General features: G+C 74.0%; 17 protein-coding genes. 14 read left to right on the top strand and 3 right to left on the bottom strand.

Translation table 11 applies throughout. From position 1 onward, the window contains the following. The first annotated feature begins 54 nt into the window (after positions 1–54). The 10 genes from ACWCYY_RS29655 (at position 55) to ACWCYY_RS29610 (ending at position 8,676) form a co-directional block, all read left to right on the top strand. On the top strand, positions 55–294 hold the full coding sequence (locus ACWCYY_RS29655; protein ID WP_345289255.1) for a hypothetical protein: 240 nt from the start codon (positions 55–57) through the stop codon (positions 292–294). After that, entirely contained in the window at positions 291–632 is a 342-nt protein-coding gene (locus ACWCYY_RS29650) for a hypothetical protein (protein ID WP_449797777.1), read from the top strand. The genes ACWCYY_RS29655 and ACWCYY_RS29650 overlap by 4 nt, the downstream gene beginning before the upstream one ends. Before the next feature lie 27 nt (positions 633–659). Further along, positions 660–2,582, top strand: coding sequence for a peptidoglycan-binding protein (locus tag ACWCYY_RS29645; protein WP_449797776.1), 1,923 nt, complete (start codon positions 660–662; stop codon positions 2,580–2,582). Between the two features lie 121 nt (positions 2,583–2,703). Continuing rightward, positions 2,704–3,909 carry an MFS transporter gene (locus tag ACWCYY_RS29640; RefSeq protein ID WP_345289258.1) on the top strand — a complete coding sequence of 402 codons (1,206 nt, stop codon included), beginning with the start codon at positions 2,704–2,706 and terminating at the stop codon, positions 3,907–3,909. A gap of 10 nt (positions 3,910–3,919) precedes the next feature. Beyond that, positions 3,920–5,119, top strand: a complete 1,200-nt coding sequence (locus ACWCYY_RS29635; RefSeq protein ID WP_345289259.1) for an acetoin utilization protein AcuC — start codon at positions 3,920–3,922, stop codon at positions 5,117–5,119. Next, a complete protein-coding gene (locus ACWCYY_RS29630; protein ID WP_449797775.1) occupies positions 5,116–5,943 on the top strand; it encodes a phosphatase in 828 nt (275 codons plus the stop codon). Before ACWCYY_RS29635 ends, ACWCYY_RS29630 begins: the two co-directional genes overlap by 4 nt. Positions 5,944–6,061: 118 nt before the next feature. Continuing rightward, the gene (locus ACWCYY_RS29625; protein WP_057231645.1) at positions 6,062–6,271 is read left to right on the top strand and encodes a helix-turn-helix domain-containing protein; all 210 of its coding nucleotides are present in this window, start codon (positions 6,062–6,064) and stop codon (positions 6,269–6,271) included. A 113-nt stretch (positions 6,272–6,384) separates the two neighbouring features. Continuing rightward, positions 6,385–6,501 carry a 30S ribosomal protein bS22 gene (locus ACWCYY_RS29620; protein ID WP_449797774.1) on the top strand — a complete coding sequence of 39 codons (117 nt, stop codon included), beginning with the start codon at positions 6,385–6,387 and terminating at the stop codon, positions 6,499–6,501. Between the two features lie 125 nt (positions 6,502–6,626). After that, entirely contained in the window at positions 6,627–7,658 is a 1,032-nt protein-coding gene (locus ACWCYY_RS29615; protein WP_345289262.1) for an NAD-dependent epimerase/dehydratase family protein, read from the top strand. Positions 7,659–7,665: 7 nt separating this feature from the next. Beyond that, entirely contained in the window at positions 7,666–8,676 is a 1,011-nt protein-coding gene (locus ACWCYY_RS29610) for a lysophospholipid acyltransferase family protein (protein ID WP_449797773.1), read from the top strand. Between the two features lie 220 nt (positions 8,677–8,896). Here the strand turns inward: ACWCYY_RS29610 and ACWCYY_RS29605 are convergent, their stop codons facing one another. The 3 genes from ACWCYY_RS29605 to ACWCYY_RS29595 form a co-directional block, all read right to left on the bottom strand. Next, positions 8,897–10,159 carry a DUF5667 domain-containing protein gene (locus tag ACWCYY_RS29605; protein WP_345289264.1) on the bottom strand — a complete coding sequence of 421 codons (1,263 nt, stop codon included), beginning with the start codon at positions 10,157–10,159 and terminating at the stop codon, positions 8,897–8,899. A 268-nt stretch (positions 10,160–10,427) separates the two neighbouring features. Beyond that, positions 10,428–11,249 carry an ECF subfamily RNA polymerase sigma factor, BldN family gene (locus ACWCYY_RS29600; protein WP_380149573.1) on the bottom strand — a complete coding sequence of 274 codons (822 nt, stop codon included), beginning with the start codon at positions 11,247–11,249 and terminating at the stop codon, positions 10,428–10,430. Positions 11,250–11,686: 437 nt separating this feature from the next. After that, the gene (locus ACWCYY_RS29595; RefSeq protein WP_449797772.1) at positions 11,687–12,592 is read right to left on the bottom strand and encodes an HAD family hydrolase; all 906 of its coding nucleotides are present in this window, start codon (positions 12,590–12,592) and stop codon (positions 11,687–11,689) included. A gap of 122 nt (positions 12,593–12,714) precedes the next feature. Here ACWCYY_RS29595 and ACWCYY_RS29590 point away from each other — a divergent pair, with 122 nt between their 5' ends. The 4 genes from ACWCYY_RS29590 (at position 12,715) to ACWCYY_RS29575 (ending at position 16,336) form a co-directional block, all read left to right on the top strand. Next, positions 12,715–13,002, top strand: a complete 288-nt coding sequence (locus tag ACWCYY_RS29590; protein ID WP_449797787.1) for a glutaredoxin family protein — start codon at positions 12,715–12,717, stop codon at positions 13,000–13,002. A 148-nt stretch (positions 13,003–13,150) separates the two neighbouring features. Then, complete coding sequence (locus tag ACWCYY_RS29585) at positions 13,151–13,882, top strand: 3'-5' exonuclease (RefSeq protein ID WP_449797771.1); 732 nt, start codon at positions 13,151–13,153, stop codon at positions 13,880–13,882. A 176-nt stretch (positions 13,883–14,058) separates the two neighbouring features. Next, positions 14,059–14,928: a redox-sensing transcriptional repressor Rex gene (locus tag ACWCYY_RS29580; protein ID WP_345289268.1), complete on the top strand. Its 870-nt coding sequence runs from the start codon at positions 14,059–14,061 to the stop codon at positions 14,926–14,928. A 34-nt stretch (positions 14,929–14,962) separates the two neighbouring features. Further along, entirely contained in the window at positions 14,963–16,336 is a 1,374-nt protein-coding gene (locus tag ACWCYY_RS29575; protein WP_345289269.1) for a glutamyl-tRNA reductase, read from the top strand. The last annotated feature ends 13 nt before the right edge of the window (positions 16,337–16,349 follow it).

The raw sequence follows: 16,349 nt of genomic DNA, 5'->3' as shown, positions 1-16,349 counted from the left end.
GGCCGCACCCCGGCCGGGGCAGGGCTCTCCCCGTTTCCCGCCAGGAGGCACCCCATGACCGACTCCACCCGCCGCGCCCTGCGCACCACCCTGCAGACCCTGCTCGGCCTGCTCGCCGCCCTCCCCCTGCTGGCCGACAGCGGCACCCTGCCCGCCACCCTCCCCGGCCTCGCCGTCGCCGTCGGCGTCTCCACCGCCCTCACCCGGCTGATGGCCCTGCCGGGCGTCGAGGCACTGCTGCCCTCCTGGCTGCACCGCGCCCCCGACGGGGAGTCCACCGAGCAGGGCGAGTGAACCCCGGCTCCACGGGGATGGACTCGCTGGACACCCTCGTCGTCTGGTGCGGTGCGCTGGCCGCGGTCGCCGCCGCCACCGGCATGCTCTGGCGGCTCGGCCGGGTCGTCCGCCAGATCGCGCATAGGGTCGAGGAGTTCAGTGAAGACTGGCAGGGTACCGAACCCCGCCCCGGCGTCCCCGGCCGAGAGGGCGTGATGGCCCGGCTCTGCGGCATCGAGGAACGACTCACCGCCGTCGAGCACGAGCTGCGCCCCAACAGCGGTTCGTCGATGCGCGACGCCATCGACCGCGTCGACCGCCGCACCCTGCGCATCGCACCCGATGCGGATAACTGAACTCACCATCAGGCAAGGGGGACTGACATGCAGTTCGTGCCGCGCGCCCAGTGGGGCGCAGCCCAGCCCAGGACCGACCTCCGCACCGTCGAGGCGACCCAGGGCGTCAAGATCCACTACGAGGGGACCGCCGTCCCCGCCGACCTCGCCGACGCCGCCCAGCACTCCCGCTGCGCCGCCCGGGTCCGCGCCATCCAGGCCAGCCACCTCGCCAACCACGCCGAGGGCTACGTCGACATCGCCTACTGCGTCGACGCCGAGACCGAGGCGCTCACCCCCGAGGGCTGGAAGCGCCACGAGGAGCTCAAGACCGGGGATCTCCTGCTCACCCTCAACCACGAGACCGGGCAGGCCGAATGGCAGCGGGCGGAGGGCATCCACGTCTTCCCGGCGAAGCCCCGCGAGCTGGTGCTGATGGAAGGGCGTTCGCACTCCTCGCTGACCACTCCCGAGCACCGGTGGCCGGTGGAGCACTACTTCCGCCGGACCGGCACCGCCAAGCTGAAGAATCCGGACGGGACCTGGGCCGATCTCGGGGGCCGGGCGCCGCGGTCGGTGCGCGGGTACGAGCGAACGTTCGCCACCTCCGCGACCCTGACGGACAAGCACCGCATCACCACGGCGGCCCCGGTGGCCAACCTGCCCGCGGAGGCCGTGCACAGCGACGAGTTCGTCGAACTCGTCGCCTGGTACTGGACCGAGGGCCACATCGCGCGCAGCCGGGGGAAGCTGCTGAACGGTGTGACGATCTATCAGTCGCACACCGCGAACCCGCACCTGGTGGACCGGATCGAGCAGGTGCTGCGAAAGCTCTACGGCCCGCCGGCGCCGACGCTCGACCGCAGGGGCGACACCGTGCCGCGCTGGCGGATGTACCGGAACGGGAACAAGACCGAGTTCCGGCTCAACACCGTGGCCGGCGGCGAGGTCCAGCGGGTGGCGGAGGCACCGGACAAGGTGGTCCGGGTCGACTTCGTCACCAGCCTGACGCAGGACCAGTTGGCCCTGTTCGTCGAGGTCTCGGTACTTGCGGACGGCTGGGCACAGGGCCGCGGCGGGACGGTGACCCAGAAGGTGCGGGACCGCCTCGACGCGCTCCAGATCGCCTGCACCCTGCTCGGTTGGCCGGCTGTCGTCCGGCCGGCGCACTGGAAGGGCGAGGAGCGCTGGTCGCTGCACTTCAGCCGGTCGGAGCGGTCCAGCCGGTTCTACCCGGTGGCCGCGCACAACCGTGGCCACCGGTTCGCCATCAGCCGGGTCACGCACGACGGCCCGGTCTGGTGCCCGACCACGCCGAACAGCACGTGGTTGGCCCGCCGCAACGGCACCGTCTACTACACCGGCAACACCGCGGTGGTCTGCCCGCACGGCTCGGTCTTCGAGGGGCGCGGCGCTCACCACCAGACGGCGGCCAACGGCAACGGCGCGCTCAACCGCGGCCACTACGCGGTCTGCGCGATGCTCGGCGACTCCGGGCTGACCGAGCCGACCGAGGCGATGCTGAACGGTCTGCGCGACGCGATCGAGTGGCTGCGGCGCGACGGCGGCGCCGGGCCCGAGATCCGCGGCCACCGCGACGGCTACGCCACCAGCTGCCCCGGTGAACCGCTCTACGCCTGGGTCCGCCAGGGCGCCCCCCGCCCGTCGGGCAGGCCCGAGCAGCAGCCGCCCGCGCAGGAGCACCGGGACCAGCAGGAGCAGCAGCAGCCCCAGGGTCCGGCCTGGCCGGGGGAGTACCTGAGCCTGCGCTCGCCGATGCTGCACTCCGAGGCCGTCCGTGTCTGGCAGCAGCGGATGCGCGACCGCGGCTGGAGGATCGACGTGGACGGCTGGTACGGCCCGGCCTCCGCCGCCGTGGCCCGCGGCTTCCAGGCCGAGAAGGGGCTGCAGGCCGACGGGGTGGTCGGACCGGCCACCTGGTCGGCCGCCTGGAACGCGCCGGTCAGCTGACGTGCCGTCGGGAGGGGCCGGAACGTTACGTCCCGACCCCTCCCGCAAACACGTTCCACCGCCTACGCTCACGCCTCAACATCCACGTACCGGCCGGTAGCCGGGGGCAGCGAGGTCGGCGATGGCGGAGCAGCTGGTGGACGGGCGGCTGCGGCGGGCCCGGGCGGCGGTGGCGGGGAGTTTCCTGTTGCAGGGGACGACCTTCGCGCTGCTGGTCACCTGCATACCGGAGATCCAGGAGCGGTACGGGCTGAGCGACGCGCTGCTGCCGGTCTTCCTGGCGGCGGTGCCGGTGCTGGCCGGGGTGGGCTCGGTGGCCTCGGAGGCGGTGGTCGGGCGGACCAGTGCGAAGACGGTGCTGCGGCTGGTGCAGCCGGCCGTCTGCCTGAGCCTGGCGGCCGTCGGACTGGGGCACGAGCTGTGGCAACTGGCCATCGCGCTCGGCCTGTTCGGCCTGCTGGTCGGTGCGCTGGACGCCAGTATGAACATGCTCGGGGTCGGGCTGCAGCGCCGCTACGGCCGGAGCATCATGATCGGCTTCCACGCCGCGTTCAGTCTCGGCGGCATCCTCGGTGCGGTGATCGCCGGCCTCGGCGCGCACTACGACACCTCGCTCGCCGTCCTGTTCGGCGGCGCCGCCGCCGTGCTCGTCCCGCTCGCGCTGCTGACCGGCACCCGCTTCCCCGGCCGGGCCGAACTCGGCGACGCCGTACGGGAGGCGGCCGCGGCCGCCGCCTCCCGGATCCCCTGGCGCCCGCTGCTGCCGCTGTGCGCGGTGATGGCCTTCGCCTACATCGCGGACGCCTCGGTCTCCAACTACAGCGTCAAGTACCTGACCGACGTGCTCGGCAGTCCGGCCGACCTGGCCAAGCTCAGCTACCTCGGCTACATGGTGGCGATGCTGCTCGGCCGCACGCTGGGCGACCGCGCGGTGGAGCGCTGGGGCGCGGTCGCGGTGGTCCGGGCGGGAGCGGTGCTCTCCGCGCTGGGCTTCGCCCTGGCGGCCGCCGCACCGGGGCAGTGGGCCGGGATCGCCGCCTTCACCGTGCTGGGCTTCGGCATCTGCGCGATCATCCCGCAGGTCTTCGCGGCGGGGGGCAGGAGGTTCCCCGAGCACGCGGACGCCGCGGTGGCCCGGCTCAACCTGTTCAACTACGTGGGATTCCTCGTCGGTTCGCCCCTGGTCGGCGCGCTCGCCGGGGCGGGCTCGTTCCGCCTGGCGCTGCTCGCGCCGCTGGTCCTGGTGCTGGCGGTCGCCCCGATGAGCCGTTTCTTCACCGCGCCCGCCGCCGAGCCGGTGGCCCCGGAGGCCGCGCCCGCCCGATAACGTAAGGCCCATGAACGCACGGCCCGGGCCCGAGGACAGCTGCGGCCTCCACCTGTACTGGGACGAGGGCGTCACCGCCTACGACTTCGGCCCCGGCCACCCGATGGACCCGACCAGGCTGGCGCTCACCATGCGGCTGGTGGAGGCCCTCGGGCTGGACACCGCACCGGGGGTGACGGTCCGTTCGGCGCCGCCGGCCGGGGAGTCGACCCTGCGGCTGGTGCACACCGCCGAGTACCTGGACGCCGTCCGCCGGATCGCCGCCGAGCCGGACCGCAGCGACCCGGCGCACGGCCTGGGCACCGACGACAACTGGGCGTTCGCCGCCCAGCACACCGCCTCCGCGCTGATCGCCGGCCAGTCGGTGGCCGGGGCCGAGAGCGTCTGGCGCGGAGCGGCCCGGCACGCGGTCAACTTCGCCGGCGGCCTGCACCACGCGATGCCCGACCGGGCGGCGGGCTTCTGCGTCTACAACGACCCCGCGCTGGCGGTGGCCCGACTGCTGGAGCTCGGCGCCGAGCGGGTCGCCTACCTCGACGTGGACGTGCACCACGGCGACGGCGTCCAGCAGGCCTTCTGGGACGACCCCCGGGTGCTCACCGTCTCCCTGCACGAGAGCCCGGCCAGCCTCTTCCCGCAGACCGGCTGGTCCACCGAGACCGGCGGGCCGAACGCCCCCGGCACCGCCGCGAACCTGCCGCTCCCGGCCGGTACGGGCGACGCGGGCTGGCTGCGCGCCTTCCACGCCTTCGTGCCCGAGCTGCTGGGCGCCTTCCGCCCGCAGGTGATCGTCAGTCAGCACGGCGCGGACACCCACCTGGAGGACCCGCTGGCCCACCTCGCGGTCAGTCTGGACGCCCAGCGGCTGGTGGCCGGTGCGGTGCACGACCTGGCCCACCGGTACGCGGACGGCCGCTGGCTGGCCCTCGGCGGCGGCGGGTACGCGGTGGTCGACGTGGTCCCCGCCGCCTGGACCCACCTGGTCGCCACCGCCACCGGCCACCCCCTGGACCCGGCCACCGAGGTGCCGCCCGCCTGGCGCGAGCAGGCCCTGAAGCTCACCGGCCGGCCCGGCCCGGCCCGGATGACCGACGGCGCCCGCCTCGACTGGCGCGACTTCGACGACGGCTACGACCCCGGCGACCGCCTCGACCAGGCGGTTCTGGCCGCCCGCCGTGCCGTCTTCCCGCACCACGGACTGCTGCCGTGACGGGGCGGGAGGAGCTGGTCGCGCACCTGCTGCGGCACAGGCTGGCGGGCCCCGAGATCCCGACGAGCCGTCAGAACAACCTCCGCCACTACCGCCTGTTCGCCCAGGCCGACCCCAAGGCGCTGATGGGCCTGGACCCGGAGCGGCGCTGGGACGAGGAGGCCGTGCTCGGGCTGATGGTGGCGAAGGTCGGCGTGCGGCCGGAGCCGGCCTACACCGAGGGCCCGGACGTCATCGACCCGGCCAGGACGGTGGCCGCGCTGGACCGGCTGGCCGCGCTGCTGGCGGCCACCGCCCGCCGCCGCGGCACGGTGCTGGCGGGCACCGGGCACCCGGCCAAGCTGACGGCCTTCCACACCGCGCTGGCCCGCGCGCTGGAGCGGGCCGGCTGCACCCTGCGCACGCCCGCGCTGGGCGCGCGCTTCCGCGAGCCCACCCCCTCCGGTACGCGGCACTGCCGCCTGGACGCCCTCGGCCCGGTCCTGGTGGTCCGCTCGGCGGAGAGCACGGCGGGGGGCGCGGCGGAGCTGCTGCACACCCACTCCCCGCTGCCGGTCCGGCTGGCCCTGACCGCGCTCGCCGAGGCCGGCGAACCCCTGCCCGACCTGGTGCTGGGCGACCACGGCTGGCTCTGCGGCGCCGGCCGGCTGGGCATCCCGGCGGGCGGGATCGCCGACTGCAACGACGTCGCGCCGTTCGCCGCCGAGGCCGAGGGCACCGTCGCGGTGGCCGTCCCGGTGGACGACGGAGCGCAGCCCGACTGCTACAGAGCGCTGAGTGACTACGTACTGCAACGGGCGGACCTCGCACCGTACTCGGAGTGAGTTCCTCCCCCTTCCCACTGGTACCACCCTTAACTACTCTGGGGATACACGTGTGTCGGTGGAGTCACCGGAGGGGAAGCCGGTGCCTTGCACACGGGACAAGGGTCGGGTGAAGTCCATGAGTTCCGGAGAACGCCCTTTGCAGGAGGTCGTCTTCCTGACGGTGGCCGAGGTCGCCTCGGTCATGCGGGTCTCGAAGATGACGGTGTACCGCCTCGTGCACAGCGGAGAGCTGCCCGCGATCCGGGTGGGCCGCTCCTTCCGGGTCCCCGAACAGGCCGTCCACGAGTACCTGAGGGAGTCCTACGTACGACTGGAAAGCGCCTGATCGCCGCCCTGTTCCCGCCTCGGCGGGGCAGGATTACGGCTTATCCGGCGTGGACGGTAGGCTAGGCCCTCCGTCAGTCGTATGGACTCCGTCTCTCACGGACGAGAGTCTCAGTGAGCGAGGGTAGTTCCGTGGGCTCTGTCATCAAGAAGCGTCGCAAGCGTATGGCCAAGAAGAAGCACCGCAAGCTTCTGAAGCGCACTCGCGTGCAGCGTCGCAACAAGAAGTAACACCCCACGGTCGCGCCCTGGCGCGCCTGGGTGTGAAGACCGCCCGTCCCGGCTCCGGCCGGGGCGGGCGGTCGCCTTTTTCCGGTACGGTGCGGCAGAGAGGGCGTTCGAGAGGGGCGGCAGGCGTGGGGAAGACCGTGCTGGTCACCGGCGTGGCCCGGCACCTCGGTGCGAGGTTCGCGGCCCGGCTGGCCGCCCGGCCCGGGATCGACCGGGTGGTCGGGCTGGACAGCGGGGAGCCCTGGGGCGGGATGGCCGCCGACGGGGTCGAGTACGTGCGGGCCGAGCTGCGCCGCCCGGCGGTGGCCCGGGTGCTGGCCGAGCACGCCGTGGACACCGTGGTGCACCTGGACGTCAGCGCGGGCACCGGCAGCCGCGCGGCGGCCAAGGAGAACAACGTCATCGGCACCATGCAGCTCCTCGGTGCCTGCCAGAAGGCCCCGGGCCTGCGCCGACTGGTCGTCAAGTCCACCACCGCCGTCTACGGCTCCGCCCCGCGCGACCCGGCCGTCTTCGGCGAGCGGACGCTGCCCAGGGCGCTGCCCCGGGACGGCTTCGGCAAGGACGCCACCGAGGTCGAGGGCTACGTCCGCGGCTTCGCCCGGCGCCGCGCCGACGTGGCCGTCACCGTGCTGCGCTTCGCCAACATCGTCGGCCCGGCCGGGGACACCCCGCTGAGCGACTACTTCGCGCTGCCGGTGCTGCCCACCGTGCTGGGCCGGGACCCGCGCCTCCAGTTCGTGCACGAGGACGACGCGGTGGACATCCTGCACCGGGCCGCCACCGAGCAGGCCCGCCCGGGCACCTACAACGTCGCGGGGGAGGGCGTGCTGCTGCTCTCCCAGTGCGCCCGCCGGCTCGGCCGGCCGACCGTGCCGCTGCTCGGGCCCGCGCTCGGGCTGGCCGCCGGGGCGGCCCGCTGGACCGGCCTGGCCGACATCTCGCCGGAGCAGATCCAGCTGCTCAGCCACGGCCGGGTGGTGAGCACCGGTCAGCTCAGGGAGACCTTCGGCTGGGAGCCCGGCCGCTCCACCCCGGACGCCTTCGCCGACTTCGCGGCCGCGCAGACCGTCGGGCTGCTGCCGCCCGGCCGGCTGGCCGCCGCCACCGACCGGCTGGCGGAGCTGCTGACCCGTCAGACCCCGACCAGGAGCTGAGGACGCGATGTCCAGTGCCAACGAGCCCGTGCCCGACGGGGCCAAGGTGATCCCGATCGAGTCCGCGCCCAGCTGGCAGCCGGAGGAGCCGGCCCCCGCGCTGGCCGACCGGATCGCGGACGCCGTCGGCGGTGCGCTGGCCGGGCCGATCGGCGCCGCCGCCACCCGGGCGCTGGGCAAGGGCTGGGAGCAGCGGGCCGCCGACGGGCTGGCCTTCCTGCGCCGCCGGGTCACCGGGGACTACGAGGTGGACGAGTTCGGCTTCGACCGGGAGCTCACCGAGGAGGTGCTGCTCTCGATGCTCCGCCCGCTGGCGGAGAAGTACTTCCGGATCGAGGTCCGGGGGATCGAGAACATCCCGGCCGAGGGCGGGGCGCTGATCGTCGCCAACCACTCCGGGACGATCCCGCTGGACGCGCTGATGACCCAGATCGTCATCCACGACCACCACCCGGACCGGCGTCACCTGCGGATGCTGGCGGCCGACCTGGTCTTCGTGCTGCCGGTGGTCGGCGAGCTGGCCCGCAAGGCCGGGCACACCCTGGCCTGTGCGGAGGACGCCCAGGCGCTGCTGGAGCGCGGCGAGGTGGTCGGGGTCTGGCCGGAGGGCTTCAAGGGGATCGGCAAGCCGTTCAGCGAGCGGTACAAGCTGCAGCGCTTCGGCCGGGGCGGCTTCGTGGCCTCGGCGCTGCGGGCCGGGGTGCCGATCGTGCCCTGCTCGATCGTCGGGGCGGAGGAGACCTACCCGATGATCGGCAACGCCCGGACGCTGGCCCGCGCGCTCGGCCTGCCGTACCTGCCGATCACCCCGACCTTCCCCTGGCTGGGGCCGCTGGGCGCGATCCCGCTGCCGACCAAGTGGACCATCCAGTTCGGCGAGCCGATCGCCACCGACGGGCACCCGCCGGAGGCGGCGGAGGACCCGATGCTGGTCTTCGACCTCACCGACCAGGTGCGGGAGACCATCCAGCACACCCTGTACAAGCTGCTGGTGCAGCGCCGCTCGGTCTTCTTTTAGGGGCCGCCTCCTTGATGGGGCCGGGTCCGCGCCGCCGGGGCACGTACCTCGCCGGCTTCTCGTCAGTCGCCGATGCTCCGCATGGACTCCCTCCTCGGCGCCGCCGAGGCACGCACCCCGACGACGCGGCCTGATCCGACCCCATCAAGGAGACAGCCCCTAACGGACGACGGGGAGGGGGCGGGGCCCGTGGCCCCGCCCCCTCCTTGCCGACGGTGGATCAGCCGAGCGAGATCTCCGGGAGCAGACCGGGGATCAGCGACGGGATGCGCAGCTCCTGCTGGGGCTGCTGGTCGGCCGGTGCCGCGCCGTCCGCCGGGGCGGGGTCGGCCGGCTGGCGGTCGGAGGTGCCGGCGGAGGGGCTGCTGCCGCCACCGGTGACGCCGCCGAGCGGGCCGGTGCCGTTCCCGGTGAGCGGGGCGGGCAGCAGCTTGTCCAGCAGGTTGGGCGAGGGCTTGGCGTTCGGTGAGGAACTGCCCTGGCCCGAACCGGGGTTGGCCGGGTTCTGGGCCTTGGGCTGGCCGGCGGTGGAGTTGCCGGTGCCGCTCTTCGGCTGCTGCTCGGCGGGGGCCGACGACTGACCGCCGGTGCCGCTGCTGTCGCCGGGAGCCTGCGCGCCCTTGCCCTTGGCCTTCTCCTGGCCGGGGGCCGGGGCCAGCCTGAGCGGGGCCACGTCCTCGGTCATCTCGTCGAAGAGGTGGTTCACCTTGCTGGCCTGGGTGGTCAGTTGGCTCGGCAGCTGGCCCTGGACGGAGGCCCAGCGACCGTCCTCGACGGCGGCGAAGTCGGCCAGCCGGCGCATCGGGTCGAGCGAGCCGTTGCTCCGGTAGACGGAGCGGAGCAGCTCGCGGCCGCGCAGGGCCTCGGCGTGCATGTCGTCCAGTGCGCGGCGGACCTGCTCGACCGTGTGCGGGCTGAGCGAGGTGCCGGTGTCCGACCGGTCGAGCAGGCCCCTGGCCTCCTCGAGGCGGGTGGACGCCTGGTCCAGCAGCAGCGCGCCGACCTCGGAGTCGGAGCCCGCCCAGCTCAGCCGGAGGTCCTCCAGGCCGCGCTTCATGCCGTAGAGGGTGTCGCCCGGAAGGGCGTTGGAGCTGGCCGCTGCCGCCCCGGCGAAACTGCCCACCGCGACGGCGCCGACCAGGCCGCCGATCGCCAGCCGCCGGCCCCAGCGCCGCCGTGCCCCGGCGCGGATCGCCCGGTGGCGCCGCTGCTGGGGCACCCGCGCCGTCGGCGGGGCCACCCACTCCCGCTCGAACGCGGCCATCAGCTGGGCGCGTTGGAGCGCCCTGGCCTCACCGCCGAGCTCCGGACCGGGCAGCGCGCCGAGCGCGTCCGCCATGCCCAGCAGCTCCGCCATCGCGGTGGAGCCGGTGGGCCTGCCGTCGTCCGATCTCAAGTCCCCCTGGTGGGGCTCCGCGTGGTGGGCCTCCAGCGCCTCGGCGAAGGCCCTCGCCCGCCGGTGCTCCAGCATGTTTGCCGTCACGGGCCACACCTCCCTTCGTCGTTGTCGACTCCCCGGCCTGCCGGACGGTTGCCACGGCGGGCCAAAACCACTCCATCGGGTGAGCGTGGCCGATCCTGCTTGACCGACGGCCCGGCGGGGGCTTGCACGCTGGCCAACGAGCGGTGAGGGGAGTCGGTTACGCACGACCCCCCGTCGGCGTTAAGCAGAGCATGTGACCGCGCCTTCACCCGACCGGGCGGCCGGGGTCGTCCGCCTGACGAACCGTCAGGCGGCCCGTCGGCGCCCGTCACCGGGCGTCGGGCGGCAGCAGTCGGGCCAGGGTGCGCACCGCGCGGTACTGGAGCGTCTTGATGGCGCCCTCGTTCTTGCCCATGATGCGGGCCGTCTCCGCGACCGAGAGCCCCTGCAGGAAGCGGAGCGTGACGCACTCCTGCTGCTGCGGGTTGAGCCGCCGGACGGCGTCCAGCAGGGCCGCGTTGGAGAGCGACTCCAGCACCGACTCCTCGGGGCTGCGCTCGCACTCGTTGGAGTCCAGCATCTCGCCGGTGGTGACCTCCAGCCGGAACCGGCTGGACTTGAAGTGGTCCGCCACCAGGTTGCGCGCGATGGTCACCAGCCAGGCGCCGAAGTCCCGGCCCTGCCAGGTGAAGGTGCCGATCCGGCGCAGCGCGCGCAGGAAGGTCTCGCTGGTGAGGTCCTCGGCCGTGGCCCGTCCGCCGACCCGGTAGTAGATGTACCGGTAGACGGTGTCGGCGTAGTGGTCGTACAGGCGGCCGAACGCCTCGCTCTCGCCGTTCTGGGCGCGCTCCACCAGCTCCATGATCGGGTTGTGCTCGGACTCCAGGCCGGGCGCGGGCGCGGTTCTGGCCCGGCCGCGGCTGCCGCTGCCGACCGCGCCGCGGCTGCGGGTCGGGGTGGAGCCGGTGGTGGTGGAGCGCAGCGCGAGGCCGGGGCCGGCCGCCAACGGCGCGCCCGCCAGCGCGGGTTGCGGCAGGTACAGCTCGAACTCGCGGATCGCGGAGCGCAGTCGTGCCAGGTGGGTACCGCGCAGGGTGAGGGGCGACGGGCGGGAGGAGGCAGGCGCGTCGTTCCGGACGGGTGGGTACACGGGACTCCCAGAGGCAGAACTGTGGACGGGTCACCTCCGCCTGCGCGGAGAGCACGCGCCCTGATCCCCCGTCACGGGTGACGTGTGGGTGGCGTGCATCCAGGAGAGAATAACGCTTTGTGCAATGACAGCTACACCCTGTGGCCGAAGTGGTCGTTTGAGATCCGCTTGGCGTGCATATGCGGCTGGAACTGACCGAAGGTGTCGCGGGGAGACTGCCTCAAAGTGAGTGACCGTGCACGCCTGGTGACAGATTCCGGAGCGGGGCGGCTGGTTTCCCGGGTTCGGGGCCCGGCAACCCCAGACTTTCCCGAGTCGCCGAACGATCGCTTCCGGTCACGGCCGGACGGGTTCGGAACGGCCCCGGCGGGGGCCGGAGTTCGCTCGGACGTGTGAGGCCGACCGGCGGGTCCCCGGCGCGTCACCCTGACGGGTGGTCAGGTGGCGTGCTGGCGCCGCCTGATGGCCACGGTGGCGGCGGCGGCCCCGGCCAGGACGCCCAGGCCGGCGGCGGCGGGCAGGCCGACCCGGGCCGCCTTGCGGCCGGTCCGGAAGTCCCGCACCCGCCAGCCGTTGGCCCGGGCGTGGCGGCGCAGCGCGGAGTCGGGGTTCACCACGTAGGGGTGGCCGACCAGGCCGAGCATCGGGATGTCGTTGGCCGAGTCGCTGAAGGCGGCGCACCGGTCCAGATCGAGCCGCTCGCGGCGGGCCAGCGCGCGGACCGCGGCGGCCTTGGCCTCCCCGTGCAGCAGGCCGCCGACCAGCCGTCCGGTGTAGACGCCGTCCACCGCCTCGGCCACGGTGCCGAGCGCGCCGGTCATCCCGAGCTGCCGGGCGATGATCCGGGCCACCTCCTGCGGGGCGGCGGTGACCAGCCAGACCCGCTGGCCGGCGTCCAGGTGGAGCTGGACCAGGGCCCGGGTGCCGGGCCAGATCTTCCGGGCGATGACGTCCTCGAAGATCTCCTCGCAGATCTCCTCCAGCTCGCTGGTCCGCTTGCCGGCGACCAGGCCGAGCGCCTTGTCCTTGGCGTCCGCCATGTGCGCCGGGTCCTCGGCGCCGTGCACCCGGAACCAGGCCTGCTGCCAGGCGAAGCGGGCCATGTCCCGCCGGGTGAAGAACTTCCGCCGGTACAGGCCGATGCCGAGGTAGAAGATGGCCGCGCCGCGCAGGATGGTGTTGTCGCAGTCGAAGAAGGCGGCGGCCCGCGGGTCGTCCGGGGTCGGCTGGTGGTCCCCCTCGGGGGCCTGTGTCCGCGCCGCGTCGGCGGCTGCCTCGCCGGCCAGCACCGTCTGCTCGTCCGGCGCCTGCCGTACCCGCGTGAGCCTTCTCAGGGCGACCATGCCACCGAGCATAGCCAGCCGCCGGGACTCTCCTCGTGACCAGCGCCTTCAGGGAGGGTGAACGGGAGCCCACCGGCGGACGCGCCCGCGGCCCCTCGGCGGCCGGTGCGGCGGCGGGCACAATGGGGCGGGTGAGCCCACTGCTGCGACGCGACACCTCCAAGAAGCCGGCCGAGCGGACCGTGACCCTGATCGGGAAGCCCGGCTGCCACCTCTGCGACGACGCCCGGGAGGTGATCGCCCGGGTCACCGGGGAGCTGGGCAGCACCTTCGAGGAGCGGGACATCCTCCAGGACGAGGAGCTGTACCGCAGGTACTGGGAGCAGATCCCGGTGACCCTGATCGACGGGAAGCAGCACGACTTCTGGCGGGTCGACGAGCGCAGGCTGCGGGCGGCGCTGGGCGGTTGAGCCCGGGCCGGTACCCCTCCGATCGGCGGGGGTGCTTCTCCGAATCGTTGTCTCGAATATGAGGATCGGCTTAGGAAACGCCTGATGGTCGGCTTACGATCTAACACGTTTCTGTCCGCCGGGGGCTGGATGACGGAGGAGGGCGTTCATGCTCCCCGGTCGACAACTGCCGCCCCCGCGGGGCGGGTTCGCCGTGGTCGACGTCGAGGCCACCGGCCGCAGCCCGTGGCGGCACCGGATGGTCGAGGTCGGCGTGGTGCTGCTGGACGGCCAACTCCGCCCGGAGGGCGAGTTCTCCACCCTGATAGACCCGGTCGGGCCGGTCGGTCCGACCCATGTGCACCGCATCGCCCAGGGCGACGTGGTCGGAGCCCCGCGCTTCCGGGAGCTGGCCCCGCTGCTGCTCGACCTGCTCGGCGGCCGGGTACTGGTCGGACACCACGTCAGCTGTGACCGGGCCTTCCTGGAGCGGGAGTTCGCCCGCATCGGGGTGCCGCTGCCCGCGGTCCCCGCGCTCTGCACCCTCCGCCTGGCCCGGGCCCGCCTGCCCGGGGCCGGCGGGTACGGGCTGGCCGCCTGCGTGGAGACCGCCGGCCTCGGCTGGTACCCCGCGCACACCGCGCTCGGCGACGCCCGGGCCACCGCCGAGCTCTTCCGCCACCTGGCCGCCCGGGCCGAGTGGCAGGCCCCGCTGCACGAGGCGGCCGGGCTGCCCTGGCCCCGGCTGGGCGCCGCGCCGTCCCGCCGCCGGGCCGGCGAGCTGCCGCTGATCCGCCGCGAGGCGGTGCTCGGCCCGTGGCCCCGGGGGGTCGAGGCGCCGACGGTGCTGACCGCCCGGGCCACCGCCCCGGTGCCCTCCGCGTCCGGCGCGCGGCGGTGACCGTCCGCCCCGGTCCGGTACGGTGCGACCTGACGCAGTCCGCGGTCGGCTCCAGGACGTGCCGCCGCCGCGTGATGCGCGTCACTGTGGGCGGACAAAACGGACACCATCTTTGTGCACACGTTCACAAACGCATAGCCTGGCTGCCAAAGCCCAGCTTCACCCACAGGAGCACCGTGGCAATCGGCCGATCCACCCAGAGCACCTCGCAGACGCCCGAACCGGGCGCCGCGCGCCGACCCTCGCGTGCCCGGGGCATCCCGGAGGCGACCGTCGCCCGCCTCCCCCTCTACCTGCGGGCCCTGACCGCGCTCTCCGAGCGCTCGGTCCCCACCGTCTCATCCGAGGAACTGGCCACCGCGGCCGGGGTCAACTCGGCGAAGCTCCGCAAGGACTTCTCCTACCTCGGCTCCTACGGCACCCGCGGCGTCGGCTACGACGTCGAGTACCTCGTGTACCAGATCTCCCGCGAGCTGGGCCTGACCCAGGACTGGCCCGTGGTCATCGTCGGCATCGGGAACCTCGGCCACGCGCTCGCCAACTACGGCGGCTTCGCCTCCCGCGGTTTCCGGGTGGCCGCCCTGCTGGACGCGGACCCGGCCGTGGTCGGTTCCACCGCGGCCGGCCTGCCGGTCCGTCACATGGACGAGCTGGAGTCCATCGTGGAGAGCCAGCACGTCTCGATCGGCGTGATCACCACCCCGCCCGGCGCCGCCCAGCAGGTCTGCGACCGCCTGGTGGAGGCCGGCGTGACCAGCATCCTGAACTTCGCCCCGACCGTGCTGACCGTCCCGGACGGCGTGGACGTGCGCAAGGTGGACCTCTCCATAGAGCTCCAGATCCTCGCCTTCCACGAGCAGCGCAAGGCCGGCGAGGAGCCCGGGCAGGGCGACTCGGTGCTCGACCGGGCCCCCGGTCCGGTCCGGGCCGCCGCCGCCAAGCTGCGCCGGGCCGCCGGCGGCGGCACCGCCAAGGCCGAGCCGGCCAAGGGCAAGCCCGCCGCCAAGGCCGGCGAGGGCGACCTCTCGGCGGTGATGCCCGCATGAGCATCCGTCGGATCCGCATCACCGAGGGGCGGGCATGAGTCTTCTCGTCGTCGGGCTGAGCCACCGCAGCGCGCCCGTCACCGTGCTGGAGCGCGCCGCGCTCACGGGGGAGACCCCGGCCCGCCTGCTGCACGACGCGGCCGCCGCCCCCGCGGTGGCCGAGGCCGCGCTGGTCAACACCTGCAACCGGATCGAGCTCTACGCCGACGTGGACAAGTTCCACGCGGGCGTCGCCGAGCTCTCCCTGCTGCTCGCCCACCACAGCGGCGTCGACCTCGAAGAGCTCACCTCGCACCTCTACGTGCACTACGAGGACCGGGCGGTGCACCACATCTTCTCGGTCGCCTGCGGCCTGGACTCGATGGTGGTCGGCGAGGGCCAGATCCTCGGCCAGCTGCGCGACGCGCTGGCCCGGGCCCAGGAGGAGCACACCGCCGGGCGCGGGCTGAACGAGCTGTTCCAGCAGGCCCTGCGGGTCGGGAAGCGCGCCCACAGCGAGACCGGCATCGACAAGGCCGGGCAGTCGCTGGTCACCTTCGGCCTGGAGCAGGTCGCCGCCGGGGCCGGCGAGATCGCCGGCAAGCGCGCCCTGGTGGTCGGCGCCGGCTCGATGAGCTCGCTGGCCGCCGCCACCCTGGTCCGCGCCGGCGTCTCCGACCTGCTGATCGCCAACCGCACCGCCGAGCGCGCCGAGCGGCTGGCCGCCAACCTCGGCGCGCGCACGGTGGAGTTCGCCAAGGTCCGCGAGGCACTGGCCGACGTCGACCTGGTGATCTCCTGCACCGGCGCGGCCGGCGTGGTGATCACCGCCGAGGACGTGGCCGCCGCCACCGCCCTGCGCACCGGCGAGGGCCCGCTGGCCTTCCTCGACCTGGCCATGCCGCGCGACGTGGACCACGACGTGCACGGACTCGACGGCGCCCTGCTGGTCGACCTGGAGAGCCTCTCCCGGGCCCACGCCGCCACCCCCGGCGCCGGGGACGTGGACGCGGTGGTCGGCATCGTCTCCGACGAGGTCGACTCCTTCGCCGCCGCCCAGCGCGCGGCCCGGATCGCCCCCACCGTGGTGGCGCTGCGTCAGATGGCCTCCGAGGTCGTGCTCAGCGAGCTCGGCCGGCTCAACTCCCGGATGCCCGACCTGGACGAGCGCACCCGCGCCGAGGTCTCCCAGACCGTCAAGCGGGTGGTGGACAAGCTGCTCCACGCCCCCACCGTCCGGGTCAAGCAGCTCGCCGCCGAGCCCGGCGGCGCCGGGTACGCGGACGCGCTGCGCGAACTCTTCGACCTGGACCCGGCGGCGATCCAGGCGGTGGCCGGCTCCCCGGCCGGCGCCCGCCCCAGGCCGCCGGCCCAGGCCGGACCGCCGGCTCCGGCCGATGCCGGACACGCGGGGGGCAGCCCCCGATGAACCACCAGACAGC

This window comes from Kitasatospora sp. NPDC001664 (assembly GCF_053596675.1).
This window is presented reverse-complemented; position numbering and strand designations above follow the sequence as displayed.